This is a genomic window from Nonomuraea sp. NPDC050691, from assembly GCF_040654455.1.
GTDB lineage: Bacteria > Actinomycetota > Actinomycetes > Streptosporangiales > Streptosporangiaceae > Nonomuraea.
This window is the reverse complement of record NZ_JBFAIA010000019.1, coordinates 43,663-61,507: the sequence shown is the minus strand read 5'-3', so window position 1 is coordinate 61,507 and position 17,845 is coordinate 43,663. Positions and strand designations below refer to the sequence as shown.

20 protein-coding genes are annotated in these 17,845 nt (G+C 72.5%); 11 read left to right on the top strand and 9 right to left on the bottom strand.

Features of this window, described 5'->3' with window-relative positions:
- Positions 1-286 precede the first annotated feature (286 nt).
- Positions 287-1,150 (top strand): hypothetical protein, encoded by an 864-nt coding sequence (locus AB0H81_RS11270; RefSeq protein ID WP_358372471.1) that lies wholly within the window; start codon positions 287-289, stop codon positions 1,148-1,150.
- Between the two features lie 141 nt (positions 1,151-1,291).
- Here AB0H81_RS11270 and AB0H81_RS11265 read toward each other — a convergent pair whose 3' ends face one another.
- Positions 1,292-3,328, bottom strand: a complete 2,037-nt coding sequence (locus tag AB0H81_RS11265; RefSeq protein ID WP_358372540.1) for a protein kinase — start codon at positions 3,326-3,328, stop codon at positions 1,292-1,294.
- Between the two features lie 190 nt (positions 3,329-3,518).
- Complete coding sequence (locus tag AB0H81_RS11260; protein ID WP_358372469.1) at positions 3,519-4,004, bottom strand: shikimate kinase; 486 nt, start codon at positions 4,002-4,004, stop codon at positions 3,519-3,521.
- Between the two features lie 58 nt (positions 4,005-4,062).
- Between AB0H81_RS11260 and AB0H81_RS11255 the strand changes: the two genes are divergently transcribed.
- Together AB0H81_RS11255 and AB0H81_RS11250 are read left to right on the top strand one after the other, a co-directional pair.
- Positions 4,063-4,344, top strand: a complete 282-nt coding sequence (locus tag AB0H81_RS11255; RefSeq protein WP_310713359.1) for a hypothetical protein — start codon at positions 4,063-4,065, stop codon at positions 4,342-4,344.
- A gap of 81 nt (positions 4,345-4,425) precedes the next feature.
- Positions 4,426-4,812 carry a ChaB family protein gene (locus tag AB0H81_RS11250; RefSeq protein ID WP_358372466.1) on the top strand — a complete coding sequence of 129 codons (387 nt, stop codon included), beginning with the start codon at positions 4,426-4,428 and terminating at the stop codon, positions 4,810-4,812.
- Positions 4,813-5,150: 338 nt separating this feature from the next.
- Here AB0H81_RS11250 and AB0H81_RS11245 read toward each other — a convergent pair whose 3' ends face one another.
- The 3 genes from AB0H81_RS11245 to AB0H81_RS11235 all read right to left on the bottom strand — a co-directional run bounded on the left by AB0H81_RS11245 (position 5,151) and on the right by AB0H81_RS11235 (position 8,442).
- Positions 5,151-6,977 (bottom strand): transketolase, encoded by a 1,827-nt coding sequence (locus AB0H81_RS11245; RefSeq protein ID WP_358372463.1) that lies wholly within the window; start codon positions 6,975-6,977, stop codon positions 5,151-5,153.
- Between the two features lie 116 nt (positions 6,978-7,093).
- A complete protein-coding gene (locus tag AB0H81_RS11240) occupies positions 7,094-8,185 on the bottom strand; it encodes an SDR family oxidoreductase (RefSeq protein ID WP_358372460.1) in 1,092 nt (363 codons plus the stop codon).
- Positions 8,186-8,187: 2 nt separating this feature from the next.
- Positions 8,188-8,442, bottom strand: a complete 255-nt coding sequence (locus tag AB0H81_RS11235; protein ID WP_358372457.1) for a hypothetical protein — start codon at positions 8,440-8,442, stop codon at positions 8,188-8,190.
- A 56-nt stretch (positions 8,443-8,498) separates the two neighbouring features.
- On the opposite strand from AB0H81_RS11235, the gene AB0H81_RS11230 reads away from it, so the two are divergent.
- The 3 genes from AB0H81_RS11230 to AB0H81_RS11220 are packed head-to-tail and all read left to right on the top strand — an operon-like array spanning position 8,499 to position 10,529.
- Positions 8,499-9,506: a DNA topoisomerase IB gene (locus AB0H81_RS11230; RefSeq protein WP_358372455.1), complete on the top strand. Its 1,008-nt coding sequence runs from the start codon at positions 8,499-8,501 to the stop codon at positions 9,504-9,506.
- A 56-nt stretch (positions 9,507-9,562) separates the two neighbouring features.
- Positions 9,563-9,811, top strand: a complete 249-nt coding sequence (locus AB0H81_RS11225; RefSeq protein ID WP_253773343.1) for a BON domain-containing protein — start codon at positions 9,563-9,565, stop codon at positions 9,809-9,811.
- 1 nt (position 9,812) lies between these two features.
- Positions 9,813-10,529, top strand: a complete 717-nt coding sequence (locus AB0H81_RS11220; protein ID WP_358372537.1) for a metallophosphoesterase — start codon at positions 9,813-9,815, stop codon at positions 10,527-10,529.
- 284 nt (positions 10,530-10,813) lie between these two features.
- Here AB0H81_RS11220 and AB0H81_RS11215 read toward each other — a convergent pair whose 3' ends face one another.
- Positions 10,814-10,963 (bottom strand): GPGG-motif small membrane protein, encoded by a 150-nt coding sequence (locus tag AB0H81_RS11215; protein WP_175593845.1) that lies wholly within the window; start codon positions 10,961-10,963, stop codon positions 10,814-10,816.
- A gap of 89 nt (positions 10,964-11,052) precedes the next feature.
- On the opposite strand from AB0H81_RS11215, the gene AB0H81_RS11210 reads away from it, so the two are divergent.
- A complete protein-coding gene (locus tag AB0H81_RS11210; protein ID WP_358372452.1) occupies positions 11,053-12,006 on the top strand; it encodes an LLM class F420-dependent oxidoreductase in 954 nt (317 codons plus the stop codon).
- Between the two features lie 12 nt (positions 12,007-12,018).
- On the opposite strand, the gene AB0H81_RS11205 is transcribed toward AB0H81_RS11210, so the two are convergent.
- Positions 12,019-12,504, bottom strand: a complete 486-nt coding sequence (locus AB0H81_RS11205) for a DUF1360 domain-containing protein (protein WP_358372450.1) — start codon at positions 12,502-12,504, stop codon at positions 12,019-12,021.
- 75 nt (positions 12,505-12,579) lie between these two features.
- Positions 12,580-13,488 carry a 5-dehydro-4-deoxyglucarate dehydratase gene (gene kdgD, locus AB0H81_RS11200; RefSeq protein ID WP_358372447.1) on the bottom strand — a complete coding sequence of 303 codons (909 nt, stop codon included), beginning with the start codon at positions 13,486-13,488 and terminating at the stop codon, positions 12,580-12,582.
- 172 nt (positions 13,489-13,660) lie between these two features.
- Here kdgD and AB0H81_RS11195 point away from each other — a divergent pair, with 172 nt between their 5' ends.
- Both AB0H81_RS11195 and AB0H81_RS11190 read left to right on the top strand, forming a co-directional pair.
- Positions 13,661-14,590 carry a LysR family transcriptional regulator gene (locus AB0H81_RS11195; RefSeq protein ID WP_358372445.1) on the top strand — a complete coding sequence of 310 codons (930 nt, stop codon included), beginning with the start codon at positions 13,661-13,663 and terminating at the stop codon, positions 14,588-14,590.
- Positions 14,587-15,183, top strand: coding sequence for a nucleotidyltransferase (locus AB0H81_RS11190; protein ID WP_358372442.1), 597 nt, complete (start codon positions 14,587-14,589; stop codon positions 15,181-15,183). Before AB0H81_RS11195 ends, AB0H81_RS11190 begins: the two co-directional genes overlap by 4 nt.
- A 58-nt stretch (positions 15,184-15,241) precedes the next feature.
- Here the strand turns inward: AB0H81_RS11190 and AB0H81_RS11185 are convergent, their stop codons facing one another.
- Positions 15,242-15,586, bottom strand: coding sequence for a PRC-barrel domain containing protein (locus tag AB0H81_RS11185; protein WP_358372534.1), 345 nt, complete (start codon positions 15,584-15,586; stop codon positions 15,242-15,244).
- Between the two features lie 200 nt (positions 15,587-15,786).
- Between AB0H81_RS11185 and AB0H81_RS11180 the strand changes: the two genes are divergently transcribed.
- Both AB0H81_RS11180 and AB0H81_RS11175 read left to right on the top strand, forming a co-directional pair.
- Positions 15,787-16,632: an SAM-dependent methyltransferase gene (locus AB0H81_RS11180; protein ID WP_358372440.1), complete on the top strand. Its 846-nt coding sequence runs from the start codon at positions 15,787-15,789 to the stop codon at positions 16,630-16,632.
- A 217-nt stretch (positions 16,633-16,849) separates the two neighbouring features.
- Complete coding sequence (locus tag AB0H81_RS11175) at positions 16,850-17,731, top strand: EamA family transporter (RefSeq protein WP_358372436.1); 882 nt, start codon at positions 16,850-16,852, stop codon at positions 17,729-17,731.
- Positions 17,732-17,845 lie beyond the last annotated feature (114 nt).

Sequence of the window (17,845 nt, the reverse complement as noted above, 5' to 3'; positions counted from 1 at the left end):
CCCGGAGGACTTGGAGCATTTGGGGGCCTCTGGAGGACCTGGAGGACTTGGAGAATCCCAGAGATCTGGAGGATCCCAGAGGACCTGGAGGGCGGCGCGTGGCGAGCCTTGGTGGGGTGGCGCGGCCGGCTAGGCGGCCACGACGCGATGGCGTGGGCGAGACGCCGACCGCCCCGTCCGGGGGCGGGCGGAGACATGGGGCCTGAGCCCGACGGGCGACCCTGAGGTGACGTGGTGGCGTGGCGCTTGGCGGTGAGATGCCATGTGGCGAGCTTGAAGGGAGCGGATGATGTGCGGGGCTTGCGCGGCTGATCGTGGGGGCGCCGACTGGGCGCGGCCATGGGTCGCCGGTCCTGCCGCCCGCGCGGCCGTGGCCGCCGCCGTCTCCCGGCTGCGCCCGTCATCCCGTACGCGGATCTCGCCCGTCGCCGGCGGGTGGCTCGTCGCCCGCCCCACCGGCGGCTCCACCGTCTGCGGCACGCTGGGCGAGCTGGTCACCGCCGTACGATCAGCGTCACCCGGACCGGAGACCCCGCTGGACCCGGCACGCCCCTCGGGGCCGCTGACCGTACCCCCGGCGGCGGACGGCCGTAGAGGCGTCGTCGTGCGCGTGGACCCTCACGCCCCACCCCGCGACCTCGCCACCGCCCTCTCGGACACCGCCCTCTCGACGAGCGCCCCCTCAACGGGCGCGAGCGCCGCCTTCGCGACCACCCCCTCAGCGACCGCCCTCTCCGAGGAGGCCGCCGTCCCCGAGGGGGCCGCGCCCGCGCTGGTCGTCGTGCCCGACGAGGGGGGTGCGCTGGGCGTCCTGGCCTTGCTCGCCTCCCCCGCGTGGCTCCGGCGCGTCTATCTCGCCCGCCTCGAAGGGGCCGCAGCCCCGTGGGGCGCGCGACCGGCGCCCACCGGAAGCCCGTGCCAGGGCGACCCGCCCGTCCCGTGCGTGCCGGGCTTCGGCGCGGACGTCGTCGTCAGGCTGGAGTGGGCCCGCCAGGAGGGCCGGTTCGACGGCACGGCCGTCGCCGTCCGATGGCCCCTGGGCGGCGGCGCGCTGCTCGACGTGGAGGTCCGCGCCGGCCACCTCGTACGGGCCCTGACCCTGCGCCCTGGCACGGCAGCCCATGGGAAAGCGTTTCTGACGAATCTTTGAACGGTAGAGAGATCAGCCGCGTACTGGCACCGGACCACGAAGACCAGCGGAACGTACGCCTGGAGGTGCTGAGCCACAACAAGCCCTCCGCCGGGGCGGCCTGCCCCGTCACCTGCCAGAGCTGACGGCGCGCGGGGTCCGCTAGCCGAAGGCGAGCCGCTCGCGCCGCCTGTAGCCGGGCCGGGTCAGCGCCAGGAACATCCTGGACGACCGGCCCGACCCGGCGAGGATCCGCTCGGTCTCGTCGCCGGTGGCGTGCCGGTCCAGCCACGGCACCCGGAACGCCATCTGCCGCACCGGCACCTGGCCGGCGACCCGCCTCTCGGCGTGCGCCCAGGCCGCGGGCGGCACCCGTTCCGCGATGATCGGGAACAGCTCGGCCTCCTCACCGGCGATGTGCGCGGCGAGGAGGTCGAGCACCGGCTTCAGCTCGCGTCCCAGGTGGGCGAGGTCGCCGTCCACGGCCGCGCGGCACCGCTCCAGGAGGGGGTCGAGCGCCTCGTGGCCGCCGGCGTAGGGGGAGAGGTCGAAGGTGTCGCCCGCGGCGCGGGCGACGAGCGGCCACAGGGCCTCGTCCCCGTGGACGTGGTGGTGGATGGCCGACAGCAGCGACCTGGTGTACCAGCGGGTCGCGGACGCCCGCGCGGCGGGGACGGCGGCGGCCTCCGGGAGCATCTCGGTCAGGCGGCGCAGGTCGGCGAGCATGGCCCGGTGGGCGACGTACGACGCGGTGAGGTCGGGCAATGCGGTGGAACCAGGCGACGCGGTGAGGTCGGGCAACGCGGTGGAGCGGGGTGACGTCGTGAGGTCGGCCGACGCGGTGGGGCTGGGTGACGGGGTGAGATCAGGCTCACGCCTGCCCGGCCGGAGTGGTCCGTCACCGGCCGGACGGTCCAGGGAGGTGGTCCGTCCGCCGCCGGCACCTCCCGGCACGGCCGTGTCCTCTCGGGCAGGTGCGGCCGGCGCGGCCGCGTCCTTTCCGGCCGGCGCGTCCGGCGCGGAGGTCCGTCCGGCGTCCCAGGCGCGTAACCGGGGCCAGGCGCGGGCGAGCGCGGCGCTGGCCGGCTCGACGCGGTCGCCGCTGACGGCCACGAGCGTCCCCGCCTCCGCCAGGAGGGGCGGTACGGCCACGCTCGGCCGTACGAGGAGACCGGCCTCGGTGAGCCGGTCGAGGACCCCGTGCTCGTCACGGCGGACGTCGTCCCCGTCGAGCAGGCGCAGCAGCAGCCCCGGGGCCTCCTCCCGCTGGAGCGGCGTGAGCGACGCGTAGACCCGCTCGGCCACCTCGCCCAGCGACGGTGGCCCCGTCAGCCCCTCGGGCGCCGCCAGCGTGTGTGGCGGCTCAAGCGAGTCCCCGCCGGCACCCACCGCCCCCTCGGCGCGCACCGCCTCCTCGGCGCCCACGGCCCTCTCGACGTCGTCCACTCGCAGCGTGATGGTGAGATCTCTCGTGCCGGCCAGGAGTTCCTGGGCCGACGGGCGGTCCTCCGGGTTCTTGGCCAGGGCGCGGCCGACCAGGGAGCGCAGCGGCTCCGGCACCGCTTCCAGGTCGGGGTCCACCGCCAGCAGCCGGTGCATCACGCCGCCCAGGCTCTCCCCGCGGAACGGGTCATGGCCGGTGGCGGCGAACAGCACCACCCCGCCCCAGGCGAACACGTCCGCCTCCGGCCCCGGTCGCTGCCCGGTGAAGACCTCGGGCGCCAGGTACGTACGGGTGCCGACCGTTCCGGAGGCCGTCACACCGAGGTCGATCACGGTGGGCCCGGAGGGGGAGAGCAGCACGTTCTCGGGCCGCAGGTCGCGATGGGCGATGCCCACGGCGTGCAGGGAGCGCAGCGCCGTCGCCATGCCCGCCGCCAGCGCGGCCAGCTCCCCGCCGGCGTACGGCCCGTGCCGCTCCACCGCCTGCCGCAGGTCGGGCCCCGCGACGAACTCGCTCACGATGTACGGCACCGCGCCGTCCATCCCGACGCCGACCACCCGGGCCAAATGCCGCGGCGAGACCCGCCAGACGGCGTCGGAGAGCTGGCCGTCGACCTCGCCCCGGGGCACCTTGACCGCGAAGCGGCGTCCTTCGTCGTCGTAGGCGTCGTAGACCACGCCCCGCCCGCCGGCACCCAGCCGTCCGGCCAGCCAGTAGCCGCCGAGGCTCACGGGGTCGCCCGGCACCAAGCGCATCGTCACTGATGCTTAGATGCCGCCGGGGCGGGATTGGTTGTGCCCGTTGGGGTCGTTCCGCGCCCAGGATGCCGGTTCGGCGGTGGCACGGGGTACGGAAGGGGACGTCACAGGCCCTCCGCGCGCCTCGGAGGACCCGTGCGTCATGATCATTATGCCAGCGTCCCGGACATGGACGGCCACACCGTGATCAGCCGCCGTCACGCGCGGGTGATCCCAGGGCCCGCAAAGCCCCCTCGGCCACCTCCTCGGGCGTCATCGTGCTCACGTCGAACGTGACGTCGGCCACCTCGCGGAAGTACGGCTCGCGCCGCGCCCGCATCACCGACGGCGCGAAGTCCGGCCGGTGGTCGCCGGAGCGCATCCGCTGGGCCAGCACCGCGTCGGGCGCGTCCACCCACACCACGAACGCCTCGCGCAGCGCCTCGCGCACCCGGGGGTCCTCGACGGTGCTGGCCGCCGCGGTGATCACCTTGGGATCGCCGGCGAGCTCGGTCAGGACGTGCTCGGCCTCCCGCTCGTGCAGGACGTCCGCTCCCTCGCTCGCCGCGATCTGCGCCGCCGAGGCTCCGTACCGCTCGCGCAGGAACGGGTCGCTGTCGCTCAGCGGCAGGTCAAGGGCCTGGCTGATGAGCCGTCCCGCGGACGTCTTGCCGGAGCCCATAAGCCCGACCATCACTACTGGTTTGTTTTTTGCCATGTGGATAGAGGTTCCTCTTGTCAAGGAGGTACTAATGACCATCGCCGGAAGCATCATCCTCATCATGCTTGGCGCGATCCTCACCTGGGCCGTCGAGTTCGACCTGGCAGGCCTCGACATCAACGTCGTCGGCGTCATCCTCATGCTCGGGGGTCTGATCGGGCTCCTGTTCGGCATCTACCGGATCCAGGTCACCCGCAGGGCTGTCGGCCCCATCGACGAGCCGGTGCACCGTCACGAGATCTATGAGGAGCCCGAGGCGCGCCGCACCACCGTGTACGAGGAGCGCCGCCGCTACGACGAGCCCCCGCTGTAACCACCCCCACCCAACCATGAGTGGGACGAAGTCCCACGAAGCCACGAGTGGGACGAAGCAACCGCAGGGAGGTGAACCGACATGCCCGCCAGAGACGAACTGCCGTCGACGATCCGGCGCTCGCCCAAGAAGGCGCAGGAGACGTGGATGAAGGCGCACGACTCGGCCGTGCAGACGTACGGCGAGGGACGCCGCGCCCACATGACGGCCTTCGCGGCGCTGAAGCACTCGTTCGAGAAGGTCGGCGACCACTGGGAGCCCAAGTCCAGTAAGGGCCCTTCGGACCAGGGCGCCAAGGACCGCTCCGGCCGCACGGCCGAGGGCGTCGACGCCAACGCCAGCAAGGAGCACCTGCAGAAGGTGGCCTCCCAGCTGGGCGTCACCGGCCGGTCGAGGATGACCAAGCAGGAGCTGGTCGACGCCATCAAGAAGGCCAACCGCCGGGCCACCGCCAAGGCCCGCGGCTAGGAGGCGCGCCGGGCGGGCGGGTCCGGTCCACCCGGACGCCCGCCCCTCAGCCCTGTCCACGGTTCAGCCCTGTCCAACCCGGCTCTGTCGACGTCGCAGAGCCCTTGTCCACACTCAAGGCCCGCCAGGCGCTCGCCCGGCGGGCCGTCGTTCGTGCCCGGCGTCTCGGCAGAGACGTCCGCGCAGGGAGGTCCGGGCAGGGGGTCCGCGCAGGGGGTCCGCGCAGGGAGGTCCCGGCAGGAGGGGCGCGTAGGGAGATCCGCGCAGGGAGTTCCGCGCAGAGTCGCCCCCTCGGAGCCGTCCTGAGTGGTCCCCTCGAAGTCAGGGGATCCGCAGAGTCAGAGGAGGCGCTTGACCGCCTCGACGATCGCGCGCCGGTCGATGCCCGCGTCCGCGAGCTGCTCCACCGGTGTGGCCGATCCCGGCAGCCCCCGTACGGCCAGCTTCACCACGCGCGGCCCCAGCTCGCTCACCGCGTCCAGCACCGCGTCGCCGAGCCCGCCCTCGGGCCGGTGGTCCTCGACGGTGATGAGGTTGCCGGTCGTGGTGGCGGCGGCGGTCAGCGCGGCCGTGTCGACGGGCTTGACGGAGTAGAGGTCGATGACGCCCACGGGGATCCCGTCGGCGGCCAGCTCGTCGGCCGCCGCGAGCGCCTCGTGCAGGGTGACCCCGGCGGCGACGATCGTCGCCCGGTCGGCCGGCGTGTGCCGCAGCACCCGCGAGCCGCCCACGGGGAAGCGCTCGCCGGGCTGGTAGATCACGGGCGTGTCGCCGCGGGTGGTCCGCAGGTAGGACACACCGGAGATGCCGGCCATCTCGGCGGTCAGGGCCGCGGCCTGGTTGGCGTCGCACGGGTAGAGCACCGTGCTGCCGTGCACGGCGCGGAGCATCGCCAGGTCCTCCAGCCCCATCTGGGAGGGGCCGTCCTCGCCGATCGCCACGCCCGCGTGCGAGCCGACGAGCCTGATCGACGCCTGGCTCACCGCGGCCATCCGGATGAAGTCGTGCGCCCGGGTGAGGAACGCCGCGAACGTCGCCGCGTACGGCACGAAACCGCGCGCCTGCATGCCGACGGCGGCGGCGACGAGCTGCTGTTCGGCGATGTACAGCTCGAAGAAGCGCTCGGGGAACGCCTTGGCGAACTCCTGGGTCTTGGTGGAGTCGGCCACCTCGCCGTCCAGCGCCACCACGTCGCCGCGGGCCGCGCCGATGGCGGCCAGCGCCTCGCCGTACCCGGTGCGGGTGGCGACGCGCGTGCCCGGCTCGTACTCGGGCAGCGTCAGCGGCCCGTCATCGAACCGGTACGGCTGCGGCGTGATCTCCGGCCGGTGCACGTCCACGGTGAGGGTGCGCACGCCGCCCAGCTCGGCGACGGCCGTGTCGGGGTCCTTGAGCGCCTTGCCGTGGGCCCCCTCGCGGTTCTCCACCTCGACGACGCCCTCGCCCTTGCGGGTCTTGGCGAGGATGACGGTGGGCCGCCGGCGGGTGTTGCAGGCGTCGCCCAGCGCGAAGTCGATCTGCCCGGGGTCGTGGCCGTCGATCTCGACGGTGTGCCAGCCGAACGCGCCGAACCTGCGCGCGTACGCCCCGGTGTCCCAGCCGTGCCGGGTGGGGCCGCGCTGGCCGAGCCGGTTCACGTCGACGATGAGCGTCAGGTTGGCCAGGCCCTCGTCGCCCGCGTGCTCGGCGGCCTCCCACACGGAACCCTCGGCCAGCTCGCTGTCACCGCACAGCACCCACACCCGGTACGGCAGGCGCTCCAGCCGCCCGGCCAACGCCATGCCCACGCCGACGGGCAGTCCCTGGCCCAGGGACCCGGTCGCCACGTCCACCCAGGGCAGGCGCGGGGTCGGGTGCCCCTCCAGCCGGCTGCCCCGCTTCCTGAAGGACAACAGCTCCTCGTCGGTGATGGCGCCCGCCGCCTTGAACAGGGCGTACAGCAGCGGCGAGGCGTGCCCCTTGGAGAAGATCAGATGATCGTTGGCCGGGTTGCCGGGGTTGTCGAAGTCGTAGCGCAGGTGACAGGCGAACAGCACCGCCATCAGGTCCGCCGCCGACATCGACGAGGTGGGGTGACCCGACCCGGCGGCGGCCGAGCTGCGCACGGAGTCCACGCGCAACTGGCCGGCCAGTTCGGTCAGGTAGTGCAGGTCGCGTTCGGGCATGGTCAGGGCCTCCTCTGGTCGTCCGCCGCCTACCCCTTCTCAGCCGCTTAACGCGGGAGTTCTGGCCCCACGCCACGCGGGAGTCCCGACTCGGCCGGCGCGGAGGCCGCGACCGGTCAGCGCCCGCGCCGGAGGAACACCGCGGCCGCCGCCGCGCCCGCCGCGAGGCCGAGGAGGACCGGCCGGCGGTGCTGCGACAGCCAGAGCTGCGGGCTGCGCGCGTGCGAACGCCGGTCGAAGCTGCCGTGGGCGCCGTAGTCCTTGTCCTCGTCGGCCGGCTCCCAGAGGTTCGCCACGCCGGTCGGCGTCTTGTCGTCCGTGACCTGAGACTTCGTCCCGGTACGTGCCAGGTAGCGGTCCACCAGCGCCGGGGCGATCCGCTGCGCGACGAGCGTCGCGGCGGTGGTGACGCCGACCCAGTACTCCTTGCGCTCCGGGTGCTCGGCCGCGTACACGATGCCGCTCGCGGCGACCTCGGGCTGGTAGATGGGCGGCACCGGCTGGGGATGGCGGCGCAGCTTGGACAGCACCCAGTCGAACTGCGGCGTGTTGACCGCCGGGAGCTGCACCATGGTGATCTTGATGTCGCCGCCCTCGGCCAGCAGCTCGGTGCGCACCGACTCGGTGAAGCCCTTGACGGCGTGCTTGGCGCCGCAGTACGCCGACTGCAGGGGGATGCCGCGGTACGACAGGGCCGAGCCGGCCTGCACGATCGTGCCCCGGCCGCGGGGCCGCATGAGGTCGAGGGCCACCTTGGTGCCCCACACGTAGCCGAGGTAGGTGACGGCCGTGGTGCGCTCGTACTCCTCGGGGGTGATGTCGGTGAACTTGGCGAAGACGGAGGAGAACGCGACGTTGATCCACACGTCGATCGGCCCCATGTCCGCCTCGATCTGCTCGGCCGCCCGCCGGAGCTGCTCGTAGTCGGCCACGTCGGCCTCGAACACCTTCCCGCTGCCGCCGGCCGCGCCCACGTCCACGGCCGCGGCGCCGAGCCCGGTCGTGCCGCGGGCGATCAGCGCGACCTTCGCGCCTTTCGCGCCCAGCTCGCGGACCACGGCACGGCCCACGCCGCCGCTCGCCCCGGTCACCACGACGACCTTGCCGCGCAGGTCGTGGGGGCGCAGCCCCTCGGCCGTCTCGGCGACGGCCCCGGCGAGGGACCCCGCCGGGGCCCGGGAACCGGCGTCGGTTCGCTGCGGTGTCATGCTCATCCTGCCTCTCCCACGTTCGAGCGCTTCTGCCGCCGTATGGCCAGCACCATGTCGATGACCGTGATCACGGCGACGACGACCGCGATGCCCGTCAGCACCGGGATGTGGGCGATCAGGCCCAGCACCGCCAGCGCGAAGCAGAAGACGAGGATGAAGGACCCCGCCCTGATGTGCACCACGTCCCTCGGCGTCGCCGGCACCATGGGTTTGCCCGTCCTCGAGCGTTCTTCCCACTGGTTGTTCTCAGACATGGGTCCTCACCTGCCCGTGCCGTTTGGTGCCTAACGTTCGGGGTAGCCGCGCTGCCGTGTCCGAGCTGCATCCCAGTGATCACAACGAGCCGGGGATCACGCGCCGGCGCCGAGGGCGGGGCTTCAGCTACCACCACGCCGACGGCGCGCCCGTGGACGCCGGGACACTGGCGCGGATCAAGGCGCTCGCCATCCCGCCCGCGTGGACCGACGTGTGGATCTGCGTGTCGCCGCACGGCCACCTGCAGGCCGTGGGCACCGACTCCGCGGGGCGCCGCCAGTACCGCTACCACGACCTGTGGCGCGAGCAGCAGGACCGCATCAAGTTCGACCGGGTGCTGGAGCTGGCCGATCGGCTGCCCGGCTTCCGCAAGGCGGTGGACGAGGGCCTGCGCGGCAGGGGCCTGACCCGGGAGCGGGTGCTGGCCGCCGCCGCGCGGATGCTGGATGTGGGCTTCTTCCGCGTGGGCGGCGAGAACTACGACTCCTACGGCCTCGCCACCCTCCGGATGGAGCACGTGACGTGCACCCGGGGCGCCATCACCTGCTCGTACCCGGCCAAGGGCGCCATCCAGCGCGAGGTGGCGATCGCCGACTCCGACGTGTGCTCGGTGATCAGGGCGCTCAAGCGTCGCCATCCCGAGGGGGAGCTGCTGCGCTACCGGGACGGGGGCCGCTGGATCGACGTGCGCAGCGACGACATCAACGACTACCTGCGCGAGAAGATCGGCGACGACTTCACCGCCAAGGACTTCCGCACCTGGCACGCGACCGTGCTGGCCGCCGTCGGCCTCGCGGTGTCCACGCACGCGGGGGAGGGGGCGGGGAAGACGGCGCGCAAGCGCGCGGTCACCCGGGTGATGCGCGAGGTGTCGGAGTACCTGGGCAACACGCCCACGGTCGCGCGCGAGTCGTACGTGGATCCGCGCGTGGTCGAGGCGTACGAGCGGGGCCGCACGATCGCGCCGGCGCTGACGGAGCTGGGCGCCGAGGTGGACTTCGGCCAGCTCGCCACCCATGGCGCCGTGGAGCGTGCCGTGATTGACCTGATACGCGCCGTTTGAGGGATTCGTTTGAGTAATGCGTCCCCGGGCATGCGGCGTCAAGGAAGGAGGAACCCATGGAAGCTCCGCAGTACGTCGCGGCCCGCATCCAGCAGGCGCTGGCCGAGGACGCGCGGACCCACGAACTCGGCATCCACGTCGACGTCAGAGGGGACCAGCTGTTCCTGCGCGGCCAGGTGAGCGGGAACGACCAACGCGTGAGGCTCGGCGAGGTGGCGCACGAGGCCGCCCCGGATCTGAAGATGCACAACGAGATCAAGGTCGTCGTCGTCAACGAGCCGGGAGAGGATGAGCACCTTGACTGAAGTGCGCATAGCGGCCGTAGGCGACATCCACCTGGGCGAGGACGTCCGGGGTGAGTACCGCAAACGTCTGGAGGGCATCGAGGAGCGCGCCGACGTGCTCATGCTGGCCGGTGATCTGACCCGGCACGGCACGCTCGAGGAGGGCCGGGTGGTCGCCGACGAGCTTCGCGACCTGGCCGTTCCGGTCGTCGCGGTGCTCGGCAACCACGACTACCACTCCGACCTCCAGCACGAGATCGCCAGTGAGCTCCGCGACGCCGGGGTGATCGTGCTCGACGACGACGGCGTGGTGGTCGAGTGCGGCGGCACCAAGCTGGGCGTCGTCGGCGGCAAGGGCTTCGGCGGCGGGTTCGCCGGCAAGTGCGCGAGCGAGTTCGGCGAGCGCGAGATCAAGGACTTCGTGGCGCACACGCGGTACATCGCCGAGAGCTGGAAGATCGCGCTGAAGGAGACGCAGGCCGATCGGCGGGTCGTCCTGTCGCACTATTCCCCCATCAAGGAGACCCTCGAAGGCGAGCCGCTGGAGATCTACCCCTTCCTCGGCAGCTACCTGCTGGCCGAGGCCGTGGACACGGCCGGGGCCGACCTCATCCTGCACGGCCACGCCCACAAGGGCGCGGAGAAGGGCCTCACCCCGGGCGGCATCCGGGTCCGCAACGTGGCACTGCCCGTGCTGGGCAAGGCGTACGCGGTGTACTGCCTGGAATGCGGCGATTAGCCACGGCGCTGCCGGCTGCCTCTCGTGGGGTGATTGGCGGGCGGTGCCGAAGGAACACCAATACCAAGAGGGCGGTCGCTCCGGATGGGAGCGACCGCCCTCTTGTTCTGCCTAAACCTTAGACGATCTTCTTCGGCTGGTTTTCCGTCGGGTCGATGACATTTCAGCTCGCGCCGCATAAAGCGGCGAAGCGGATAACACGTGATGACACAGCCTGACGCATTGGTCCACCGGGCCGGCGGTCACCGACCCGGCGGAGGTCGGAGAGGGCGTTCGCGGCGCCCCTAGACATTGAAGATGCTGACACCGCCGGGGCCCACGAGGAAGCCGAGGACGATAAGGACGATCCCCCAGAGGAGATCGCGACGGGCCAGAATCACATAGATTCCGGCGATGACGAGAACGACCGCGATGATCCACAGCAAAGTAGCCATGGCCCGCTACTGCCCGTACAGAAAGACATTTAACATCCCTTCCCGATGCATGACATGTTTTCCTGGAGTGCGGCGGGAAGTGGAGGTGCATGACCACTTTCGGGTACTTCCTGTCCTGCGAAGAGCACGGCCCCCAGGAACTGGTCCGGCAGGCCAAGGCGGCCGAGCGGGCCGGCTTCGAGGCGTTGTGGATCTCCGACCACTTCCATCCCTGGCTGGACGAGCAGGGGCAGAGCCCGTTCGTCTGGTCCGTGATCGGCGCGATCGCCGAGGCCACGTCCCTGCCCATCACCACGGCCGTCACCTGCCCCCTGATGCGGGTCCACCCGGTGATCGTCGCCCAGGCGGCCGCCACCTCCGCGGCCCTGTCGGACGGCCGGTTCCGGCTCGGCGTCGGCACCGGCGAGGCGCTCAACGAGCACGTCATCGAGTCCCGCTGGCCGCCCGCCGACGAACGGCTGGAGATGCTGGAGGAGGCCGTCGGGCTGATGCGGGAGCTGTTCACCGGCGAGCTGGTGACGCACCGGGGCACCCACTACCGGGTGGACACCGCCCGCCTCTACACGCTGCCGGACGAGCCGCCGCCCATCTACATGTCCGGCTTCGGGCCCAAGGCGATCGAGCTGGCCGGCCGCATCGCCGACGGCTACATCTCCACCGGGCCGAGCGCCGAGATGGTGGAGCAGTTCCACAAGGCCGGCGGCGCGGGCAAGCCGGCGCTCGGCGGCCTCAAGGTCTGCTACGGGCAGGACGAGGCCGAGGCGCGCAGGACCGTCCACCGGCTGTGGCCCAACCAGGGCATCCAGGGCGAGGCGTCGCAGCTCCTGCCCCTGCCCCGGCACTTCGAGCAGCTCGCCCAGTCGGTCACCGAGGAGCAGGCCGTCGCCGCCAGCCCGTGCGGCCCCGACGTCGACAAGCACGTCCAGGCGATCCGCGCGTACGTGGACGCGGGCTTCGACGAGGTGTACATCAACCAGATCGGCACCGAGCAGGACGCGTTCTTCGACTTCTACGCCCGCGAGGTCCTGCCCCGCCTGCGCTGAACGGCGGCCGGGTCAGGACGCCGAGCGCATCAGCTTGGCGTAGGCGAGCTGCAGCCAGTCGGAGACCGCCACGGCGGTCATCGTCGCCCCGGCCAGCCGCGTGAACCGAGGGGCGAGCACCAGCCCGGCAGCGTAGGCCGTGGCCGTCCACTGCGCCAGGCAGAACGGGCACGTCACCATCTCGCCGACCGAGTTGCGCGGCTCCTCCTTCAGCTCCGCGGGTCCGCTCGTCCCCTCGTAGCGGGTGAACGGCGCGCGCAACGGGCTCGTCACCGGGTCCTTGGCGATCAGCCGCGACACCTTGTGGGTGCAGGCCGCCATCAGCGCCAGGTCCAGCACGCCGACCTGCTCGGGCATCTTGCGCCCGGTCAGCGCCGCCAGGCCCGCCGCCGCGGCGACGGCCCCGCCGTACACGGTGAGGATGCGCAGGTATCCGCCCAGCGGCCGGTCGTGCTCGCCCTGGTACTCGCGTTCGGTCTTCTCCAGAAAGTCGGTCATAGGGCCTGGCGCTACCCCCGCTCCCCGGATCTACGCGCTCCGCGCCCCGGATCTGCTCGTGTGTCGCGCGAGCATTCAGGCGCTCACCCGCCCGACGAGCGCGGACAGCCGGTACTGCTCCTCGTCGGTGAGGTCCACCAGCGGGGGACGCACCGGGCCCGCCGGCCGGCCGGCGGCGCGCAGGCCCGCCTTGACGATGCTCACTGCGTATCCCCGCCGCCGGTCGCGCAGGTCGGCGTAGGGCAGGACGAAGTCGTTCAGCATGCGGGTCACCGTGGCGCTCTCACCGGCGCGCACCGCGTGGTAGAAGGCGAGCGCGAACTCCGGCAGGAAGTTGAAGATCGCGGAGGAGTACGTGTTCACGCCCAGCGCCTGGTACGGCAGGGCGAACAGCTCGGCGGTGGGCAGCCCGCCGATGCAGGTCAGCCGGTCGCCCAGCCGGGCCCGGACCCGCGTCATCTGCTCCAGGTCGCCCACGCCGTCCTTGAACCCGACGAGGTTGGGGTGCTCGGCGGCCAGCCGCTCCAGCGTCGCGGCGGAGTAGAGGGCGTTGGCCCGGTTGTAGACGATCACGCCCAGGGAGGTGGCCCGGCACACGGCCGCGACGTGCGCGGCCAGCCCCTCCTCGTCGGCCTCGGTCAGGTACGGCGGGAACAGCAGGATCCCGGCCGCCCCGGACCGCTCGGCGGAGCGCACGAGCTGGACGGCCGTCGCGGTGCCGTGACCGGCCGGGGCCAGCACCGGCACGCCCGGCGGCGTCGCGTCCACCGCGACGGCCACCGCCCGCTCCACCTCGGCCTGGGTCAGCGAGAAGAACTCGCCCGTGCCGCCGGCCGCGAACAGCCCGGCCACCTCGTGCTCGCCGAGCCAGGCGAGGTGGTCGCGGTAGGCGCCCTCGTCGAAGGACAGGTCGTCCTTGAAGTGCGTCACGGGGAACGACAGCAGCCCTGAGGCCAGCCTGGTGCTCAGCTCGCCGGGGGTCATCCGGGTCTCCTTCACGATGCGGGGGTTCCGCCTCGTGGGGGTCCTGCGAGGCGAAAGAGCGGGGGTTACGTCCCCTGACGGGGGCGATGTCGGTAACGCTAGGTCGCAGGACTCATGCCGGTCCAACACTCTTCTCGCATCGTCCGATGCGCGCCACGTATCGTTGCTGGCCATGGTGTCGATGGAGCAGCTCGTCGGGTTCGTGGCGGTCGCCGAGGAGCTGCACTACGGCCGGGCCGCCGCGCGCCTGCGCATGACCCAGCCGCCGCTGAGCCGGCGCGTCCAGGCGCTGGAGCGCGAGCTGGGCGTCGAGCTGTTCGACCGGAGCCGGCGGACGATCCGGCTCACCCCGGCCGGCCGGGCCTTCCTCGCCGAGGCGCGCAAGGTGCTGCACGCCTCGCAGGAGGCGGTGCTGACCGCCCGCCGCACCCCGCGCGGCGACGCCGGGGTGGTCACCCTCGGCTTCACCGCCACGACCGCCTACTCGTTCCTGGAGCGCGTCGTCACCGAGGCCGCGGCCCGGCTGCCCGGCGTCGAGCTCGTGCTGCGGGAGATGGTCACCGCCGCGCAGGTCGAGGCGCTGCTGGCCGGCGCCGTGGACGTCGGCATGGTCCGGCCCCCGGTGCGCACGGCCGACATCCGCACCGCGCCCCTGACCAGCGAGCCGCTGCTCGCCGCGCTGCCCGAGGGGCACCCGCTCGCGGTGCGCGCGCCGTACCCGGGCGTGGCGGACTTCGACGGCGAGCCGTTCATCATGTACTCGCCGTCGGAGGCCCGCTACTTCCACGAGGTGCTGATCGCGCTCTTCCGCGCGGCCGGCGTGCAGCCCGTCCACCGGCAGTACCTCAGCCAGGTCCACACGATCCTCGCGATGGTGAAGGCGGGTCTCGGCCTGGCCCTGGTGCCCGCGGCGGCCGCGGCGCTGCGTATGGACGGCGTCGTGCTCCGGCCGGTGACCGGCCTGCCCGAGGGCGGCCCGGGGCCCGGCACGGTGCGGCTCGATCTCGCCTGGCGGGCCGGCAACGACAATCCCGCGTTGCCGCGCCTCCTGCGCGTGATTCGACGTCTAGCCGGAGACCGGCAGGGTAGCCCGATCACATGAGCAGCCACAGTCATGAAGTCACCGACGCGATCCTCGACACGCTCAAACGCGCGAGCTCGGGCTTGAAGGACGCCGGAGTGCGGTTCGCGCTGGCCGGTGGGTGCGCCGCCTACGCCAGGGGCGCCGCGCCCTCGCTGCACGACGTGGACTTCGTCCTCACCGAGCACGACGTCCCCGCCGCCCTGGAGGCGCTGCGCGGCCTCGGCTTCGAGACGGCCAAGCCGCCGGAGGACTGGCTGGTCAAGGCGTACGACGACGGTCGCCTGGTGGACCTCATCTTCCGCATCTCCGACCGTCCGATCACCGCCGAGCTGATCGCGCGGGCTGAGCAGATGAAGGCGTCCGCCGTGATCGTGCCCGTCCTGGAGGCGACGGACCTGGTGATCTCCTGGCTGATGCCGCTGTCGGAGCACGCCTGCGACTACGGCGCGCTGCTGCCGCAGGTGCGGGCGCTGCGGGAGCAGGTGGACTGGCAGCGGGTGGCGACGGTGACGGCCGACTCGCCGTACGCGGCGACCTTCCTGACCCTGCTGGAACGCCTCGGCGTGCTGGAGGCGCCGGTCGAGCCGAAGGGTGACCCCTCCTGGCCCTGACCCCGCGACGACGAAGGGCCGCACCCCGAGGGGTGCGGCCCTTCGTTTTGTGCCTAGGTCAGTGCGTCCACCGGCCGTAGTAGTCGCCCACCACCGTCCGGTACTCGGGCTCCTTGAAACGAGCCTCGTCGAACTCCGGAGCGTTCTTGATCTCCTCCTTGGTGCGCGAGACGTGCACCTCGCGCTCCTGGGGGTCGATCCGGGTGGTGACACTCGCCGGCAGCATGACCTTCTTACCGAAGATCCACGGACCGGTGTCGACGACCAGATAACTAGCGCCGACCTCGTACGTGGCCTCATCGACGGAACCGATCTTTCCGTCGGTGGCGTGGACGTGGTACCCGGTGATGTCCAGCGCCTGGCCGCGGTCGTAGACGTCAGGTCGATAGTCCCAGAGCTCCATGAAGCTCACGTCCTCTCTGCTTCCGTCTCGTACTTTGGCCCCCTCCGGCTACCCGGAGGGCGGGAGGTAAACCTCGGGCCAAGAATTCGTCAAAGCATCGCCAAAGCTGTGGCCACGTGGGCGGCGAGCGGCGGAGACGGCGCAGACATCGAGCCCCGCCTCCCGGTACGATCCGCGTCATCGATCAAAGGGGAGTCCGGATGAGCCTCGGTCCCTCCAGCGCGTGGGCGAGCGGCGAGTGGTCCCATGAGGAGTGGGCCCCGCCCGGCGTCGACCCGTCCACGCCCAGCGTCGCCCGCGTCCACGACGCCCTCCTCGGCGGCATGGAGAACTTCGCTGCCGACCGGTCCGTCGCCCGGCGGCTGAAGGAGGCCGTGCCCGAGGTGGTGGACCTGGTCTGGTGCGACCGGGCGTTCGTCGGCCGGGTCGTCGACTACCTCGTCCGCGAGGCCGGGATCCGGCAGATCGTCGACCTCGGCGCCGGCCTGCCCACCATCGAGAACACCCACGAGGTCGCCCAGTTCGCCGACCCCTCGACCCGCGTCGTCTACGTGGACCGCGACCCGATGGTGGAGCCGCACGCCCGGGCCATCCTCAAGGGCAACCCGCTCGCGGCCGCCATCACCGCCGACGCCCGCGACGTCACCGCCGTGCTGGGCCACCCCGAGCTGCGGCGGCTCATCGACCTGTCCCGGCCCGTCGGGGTGCTCGCGATCGGGCTGCTGCACCTGTTCCCCGACCAGGACGACCCCCACGGCGTCGTCCGGCGCTACATGGACGTGCTGCCGTCCGGCAGCCACCTCGCCGCCTCCAACATGCTGGCCTCCGCCAACCCGCAGGCCAAGGCGCTGGAGGTGATGCTCCAGGCCACGATGGGCACCGGCTACTTCCGCTCCCGCGAGGAGATCGGCCGCTACTTCGACGGGCTGGAGCTGGTGGAGCCCGGCCTGGTCCACTTCCCCGAGTGGCGGCCCGACGACCGGCTGCCCCACCCGCTGGCCGCCTGGGAGCAGCTCCTGCTCGGCGGCGTCGCCCGCAAGCCGTGACAGAACCTGCGAGTCCTGACGAAGGCCGCGGGCATGACAGCGCTGTGTCCGTACCACTAGGGTGGGGGACGTGCCGCGACGTCTGATCTGCTCCCCGCCGCCCGCCCTGTAGCGGGCGGCCTCTTCTGCTGACATCTCGCCGGGTCTGAGCCGATCCGGGGATGGTCGCCGCCCGCGTACGGGCCCGTTCCGACCACTCCACCCGGAGAGATCTGTCATGACCTCTGTCCCCGTTTCCCTTTCCGCGCGCCGGGGAGCCCTCTACGTGTCCCTGGCGGCGGCCGCCTGGGGCACCGGCGGCGCCGCGGGATCGCTGCTGTTCCAGACTTCCGGGCTCGGCCCGGCCGGCGTCTCCCTGTGGCGCTACGTCCTCGGCGCCGCCTTCCTCCTCGGCCTCCTCCGCCTGACCGGCGCTCCCCTCCCGCGGCTCAGCGCCCGGGTGGTCGTCGTGGGCGCCGGGATGGCCGTCTACCAGGCCGCGTACTTCGCCGCCATCGAGCGCTCCGGCGTCGCCGTCGCGACCGTGGTGACGATGGGCGCGACCCCGGTCATCACCGAGCTGGGCGGGCGGCTGCTGCTCGGCGAGCGGTCCGGCCGCACCGGCCTGCTGGCGCTGGCCGCCGCACTGGCCGGGCTGTTCCTGCTCACGGGCGAGAGCGTGCTCGCGGGCGGCGGCCGGCTTAGCGGCGTTGCGTACGCCCTGCTGTCGGCCGCCGGGTACGCCGCGGTGACGCTGTACTCCCGGCGGCACCGGGACGACTCCGGCGCCATGGCCGTGGGCGGTTTCGTCGTCGGCGCGCTGTGCCTGGCGCCGTTCGCGCTCGTCGGCGGCGGGGTGCCCGAGCCGAGCCTGACGACCGCGGCCCTGCTGCTCTATCTCGGCGCGGTGCCGACGGCGCTGGCCTACGCGCTGTTCTTCCGGGCGCTGACCGCGCTGCGGGCCGCCACCGTGTCGGTCATCTCCCTCGGCGAGGCCGTCTTCGCCGCCGTTCTCGGCGTGCTGCTGTTCGGCGAGCGGCTGAGCGCGCTCGGCTGGGCGGGCTGCCTGCTCCTCGTCGCCGCCGTGGTGCTGCCGGCCGTACGCCCGGAACAGCGATGACACGCTGAACCCGGGAGCGGGGCGGCGGCGCGGAACGCCGTGCACGTCCCCGTATGGGTTAGGGTCCGGTACGGCGACGCATGCCGTACCGTCGCTCCGCTCCCCACTTCGGAC

What these genes read in the sequence shown, in the direction of transcription:
- AB0H81_RS11270 (WP_358372471.1), top strand. Translation starts at nt 287, where the DNA reads ATGATGTGCGGGGCTTGCGCGGCTGATCGTGGGGGCGCCGACTGGGCG.
- AB0H81_RS11265 (WP_358372540.1), bottom strand. Translation starts at nt 3,328, where the DNA reads ATGCGCTTGGTGCCGGGCGACCCCGTGAGCCTCGGCGGCTACTGGCTG.
- AB0H81_RS11260 (WP_358372469.1), bottom strand. Translation starts at nt 4,004, where the DNA reads ATGGTCGGGCTTATGGGCTCCGGCAAGACGTCCGCGGGACGGCTCATC.
- AB0H81_RS11255 (WP_310713359.1), top strand. Translation starts at nt 4,063, where the DNA reads ATGACCATCGCCGGAAGCATCATCCTCATCATGCTTGGCGCGATCCTC.
- AB0H81_RS11250 (WP_358372466.1), top strand. Translation starts at nt 4,426, where the DNA reads ATGCCCGCCAGAGACGAACTGCCGTCGACGATCCGGCGCTCGCCCAAG.
- AB0H81_RS11245 (WP_358372463.1), bottom strand. Translation starts at nt 6,977, where the DNA reads ATGCCCGAACGCGACCTGCACTACCTGACCGAACTGGCCGGCCAGTTG.
- AB0H81_RS11240 (WP_358372460.1), bottom strand. Translation starts at nt 8,185, where the DNA reads ATGACACCGCAGCGAACCGACGCCGGTTCCCGGGCCCCGGCGGGGTCC.
- AB0H81_RS11235 (WP_358372457.1), bottom strand. Translation starts at nt 8,442, where the DNA reads ATGTCTGAGAACAACCAGTGGGAAGAACGCTCGAGGACGGGCAAACCC.
- AB0H81_RS11225 (WP_253773343.1), top strand. Translation starts at nt 9,563, where the DNA reads ATGGAAGCTCCGCAGTACGTCGCGGCCCGCATCCAGCAGGCGCTGGCC.
- AB0H81_RS11215 (WP_175593845.1), bottom strand. Translation starts at nt 10,963, where the DNA reads ATGGCTACTTTGCTGTGGATCATCGCGGTCGTTCTCGTCATCGCCGGA.
- AB0H81_RS11210 (WP_358372452.1), top strand. Translation starts at nt 11,053, where the DNA reads ATGACCACTTTCGGGTACTTCCTGTCCTGCGAAGAGCACGGCCCCCAG.
- AB0H81_RS11205 (WP_358372450.1), bottom strand. Translation starts at nt 12,504, where the DNA reads ATGACCGACTTTCTGGAGAAGACCGAACGCGAGTACCAGGGCGAGCAC.
- kdgD (WP_358372447.1), bottom strand. Translation starts at nt 13,488, where the DNA reads ATGACCCCCGGCGAGCTGAGCACCAGGCTGGCCTCAGGGCTGCTGTCG.
- AB0H81_RS11195 (WP_358372445.1), top strand. Translation starts at nt 13,661, where the DNA reads ATGGTGTCGATGGAGCAGCTCGTCGGGTTCGTGGCGGTCGCCGAGGAG.
- AB0H81_RS11190 (WP_358372442.1), top strand. Translation starts at nt 14,587, where the DNA reads ATGAGCAGCCACAGTCATGAAGTCACCGACGCGATCCTCGACACGCTC.
- AB0H81_RS11185 (WP_358372534.1), bottom strand. Translation starts at nt 15,586, where the DNA reads ATGGAGCTCTGGGACTATCGACCTGACGTCTACGACCGCGGCCAGGCG.
- AB0H81_RS11180 (WP_358372440.1), top strand. Translation starts at nt 15,787, where the DNA reads ATGAGCCTCGGTCCCTCCAGCGCGTGGGCGAGCGGCGAGTGGTCCCAT.
- AB0H81_RS11175 (WP_358372436.1), top strand. Translation starts at nt 16,850, where the DNA reads ATGACCTCTGTCCCCGTTTCCCTTTCCGCGCGCCGGGGAGCCCTCTAC.